Source organism: Agromyces humi (assembly GCF_009720255.1).
GTDB classification, from domain to species: domain Bacteria; phylum Actinomycetota; class Actinomycetes; order Actinomycetales; family Microbacteriaceae; genus Agromyces; species Agromyces humi.
In genome coordinates, this window is record NZ_WJSP02000362.1 from 1 (window position 1) to 3,699 (window position 3,699).

The window sequence follows — 3,699 nt, forward strand, 5'->3', positions numbered from 1 at the left end:
GCCGAGTTCGACGCCGTGCTCCAGCGGCTCGCCGCCCGGTGGGCGGCCGACGACGCGATCGCGACGCTCGTGGACTCGCTGACGGTGCGGATCGTCGCCGGTCCCGACGCGGTCACGGCCGTCTGACCTCCAAGGTTCGCTCGCGGCATCCGCTTCGTTGACCGGATGCCGCGGCCGGAGCAGAATCGAGGAGGCGCGCCCGCCCGCGCGGAATCCAGGTGTCACATGGTCGACTCGAACGACCGCATCGCCGACGCCCATGCCGACGCCGACGCCCATGCCGACGCCGACGCCCATGCCGACGCCGGTGACCTCTACGGCCCGGTGCTCGACGTCGCCGATCGGCATGCCCGCGATTGGCTGTCGCAGGTCGGGGAGCGGCCGATCCCGCCGCGGCTCGGCCTGGAGGAGATCAAGGACCGCCTCGGTCGGGCACTGCCCGAGTCCGGTGAGCCCGCGATCGAGGTGATCGAGCGGCTCGCGGAGGGAGCCGAGCCGGGCCTCATCGCCATCGGCTCGCCGCGCTTCTACGGGTGGGTCATCGGGGGCACGCAACCCGTGGCGCTCGCCGCCGACTGGCTGGTGTCGACGTGGGACCAGAACACCGCCCTGCGTGCCATCTCCCCGGGTGCCGTCGCGGTGGAGGAACTCGCCGAGGAGTGGCTCGTCGACCTGCTCGGGCTCCCGGCCGGCAGCGAGGTCGGCTTCGTGACCGGCGCGACCATGGCGCAGTTCACGTGCATGGCGGCCGCCCGGGACGCGGTGCTGCGGCGCGCCGGGTGGGACGTCGAGACGGCCGGCATGGCAGGAGGCCCGCCGATCCGGTTCATCGTGGGCGAGGAGCGGCACGGCACGGTCGACCTCGCCGGCCGGTACCTCGGCCTCGGGAGCCCCGTCGTCGTGCCGAGCGACGAGCAGGGGCGCATCAGCGTCGACGCCCTCCGGGAGGTCCTCGCTGCGGGCTCAGGACCGGCGATCGTGCTCCTGCAGGCGGGGAACATCCACTCCGGGGCCTTCGACGACTTCGGCCCGGCGATCGCGGCGGCGCATGACGCCGGTGCCTGGGTGCACGTCGACGGGGCATTCGGCCTGTGGGCCGCAGCGTCTCCGCGGCTCCGGCATCTCGTGGCGGGCATGGACGGCGCCGACTCGTGGTCGACGGACGCCCACAAGACCCTCAGCGTGCCCTACGACTGCGGCCTCGCGATCGTGCGCGACGCCCGCCCGCTGCACGGCGCGCTCAGCATGCAGGCGAGCTACCTGCAGGCGACCGAGGTGGGCGCCGACCCGCACGACAAGGTGCCCGAGCTCTCGCGACGCGCCCGGGGCGTGCCCACCTGGGCGGTACTGCGCTCCCTCGGCCGCTCCGGCGTGGCCGGGCTCGTCGAGCGGTTGTCGGATGCCGCGAGCGCGATCGCCGAGGGCGTCTCGGCCCTGCCCGGCGTCGAGGTGCTCAACGACGTCGTCTTCACGCAGGTCTGCATCGCCCTCGACAGCGACGCCGCGACGGAAGCGCTGAGCGCGCGGCTCTGGGACGAGGGCGAGGTGCTCGCGATGACGTCCAGGTGGCAGGACCGCGCCGTGGTGCGCTTCTCGGTGAGCAACTGGCAGACGGATGCCGCCCAGGTGCGCCGCACGGTCGACGCCGTCGCACGCGCGCTGGCCGGCATGCACGCCGAGCAGCGGTGATGTCGGTTCGGAGCCCGACGTCAGGGGCATCCGGTTGAATGGAGGCATGGCCGAGGCGTTGCATGCGTTCTCGCCCGCGACCCGGGCGTGGTTCACCGAGTCGTTCACCGAGCCCACGAGCGTGCAGCGCGAGGCCTGGAGCGCGATCGCACGCGGCGACCACGCGCTCGTGGTGGCGCCCACCGGGTCGGGCAAGACCCTCGCCGCGTTCCTCTGGGCCATCGACCGGCTGCACGCATCCGGGGCGGATGCCGCGACGACCGGCACGAAGGTGCTCTACCTCTCCCCGCTGAAGGCCCTCGGCGTCGACGTCGAGCGCAACCTCCGGGCGCCGCTCGTCGGCATCGCGCGCACGGCGGCGGCGCACGGACTCGAGGTGCCCGAGGTGAGCGTCGGCGTGCGCTCTGGCGACACGCTGCCCGCCGAACGGCGTTCCCTCGTGGCGCATCCGCCAGAGATCCTCATCACGACGCCCGAGTCGCTGTTCCTCATGCTCACGTCGGCGGCGCGCGAGACGCTGCGGGGCGTCGAGACCGTGATCGTCGACGAGATCCACGCGCTCGCCGGCACCAAGCGGGGCGCGCACCTGGCGCTCTCCCTCGAGCGGCTCGATGCGATCACGGCGAGCCCGGTGCAGCGCATCGGGCTGTCGGCGACGGTCCGTCCTCATGAGGAGGTGGCGCGCTTCCTGGCGGGCACGCGCCCGGTGAGCATCGTGGCGCCGCCGAGCGGCAAGCGGTTCGACATCCGGGTGACCGTGCCGGTCGACGACCTGTCCGACCTCGCGACGGAGTCGGGCTCGGGCTCGGTGTGGCCGCACGTCGAGGCGGCGATCCTCGACGAGGTGCTGGCCCATCGGTCGACGATCGTGTTCGCGAACTCGCGTCGCCTCGCCGAGCGGCTCACCGCGCGCCTCAACGAGCTCTGGGCCGAACGGCAGGCCGAGCCGGTGCAGACGGTGGAGACGGTAGAGGCCGTGGCGCCCGTGGCCGTCGGGGCTGGCGACGGCTTCGTCCCCACCGAGGCGGCCGACGGCGTGCTGCCCGTGCGACGACCTCCGGCCCAGGCCGTGGGCGCGTCGGGCATCACCGGCGGGGCCGCGCCGGTGCTCGCGAGATCCCACCACGGCTCCGTCAGCAAGGAGGAGCGCGCGCTGGTCGAGGCCGACCTCAAGGGCGGCCGACTCCGATGCGTGGTCGCGACGTCGAGCCTCGAGCTCGGCATCGACATGGGCGCCGTCGACCTCGTGATGCAGGTCGAGTCGCCGCCGTCGGTGGCGAGCGGGCTCCAGCGCATCGGCCGGGCCGGGCACCAGGTCGGCGAGATCTCCAAGGGCGTCGTCTTCCCCAAGCACCGGGCCGACCTCCTGCACTGCACCGTGGTCGCCGAGCGAATGGTCGCCGGAGCGATCGAGGCGATGCGGGTGCCGACGAACCCACTCGACGTGCTCGCGCAGCAGACCATCGCGGCCGCCGCCGTCGACGAGTGGGACGTCGAGGGCTGGTTCGACCTCGTGCGCCGCGCCGCGCCGTTCGCCACGCTGCCGAGATCGGCCTACGACGCGACCCTCGACCTGCTCGCGGGCCGCTACCCTTCAGACCGGTTCGGTGAGCTGCGGCCCCGCATCGTGTGGGATCGGGATGCCGGCACGATCGTCGGGCGACGTGGCGCGCAACGGCTCGCGGTGACGAGCGGCGGCACCATCCCCGACCGGGGCATGTTCGGTGTCTTCATGATCGGCGAGGCCGGTCCGGGCCGCCGTGTCGGCGAGCTCGACGAGGAGATGGTCTACGAGTCCCGTGTCGGCGACGTGTTCGCGCTCGGGGCGACGAGCTGGCGCATCCAGGAGATCACGCACGATCGGGTCCTCGTCGCGCCGGCGTTCGGCGAGCCCGGGCGCCTTCCGTTCTGGAAGGGCGACGGCATCGGCCGGCCGGCGGAGCTCGGCGAGGCCATCGGCGGCTTCGTCACCGAACTGGCGAACGCCGCACCCGACGCCGGCGTGGCACG

The 3,699-nt window shown here is 73.5% G+C and carries 2 protein-coding genes; both read left to right on the forward strand.

What is annotated here, in order from left to right; all coding sequences use genetic code 11:
* The first annotated feature begins 225 nt into the window (after window positions 1–225).
* Window positions 226–1,689, forward strand: coding sequence for a pyridoxal phosphate-dependent decarboxylase family protein (locus GH736_RS19035; protein WP_159606147.1), 1,464 nt, complete (start codon window positions 226–228; stop codon window positions 1,687–1,689).
* A gap of 46 nt (window positions 1,690–1,735) precedes the next feature.
* The coding region (locus tag GH736_RS19040) for a DEAD/DEAH box helicase (protein ID WP_159606149.1) at window positions 1,736–3,699 on the forward strand (1,964 nt) is incomplete at its 3' end.

What these genes read in the sequence shown, in the direction of transcription:
- GH736_RS19035 (WP_159606147.1), top strand. Translation starts at nt 226, where the DNA reads ATGGTCGACTCGAACGACCGCATCGCCGACGCCCATGCCGACGCCGAC.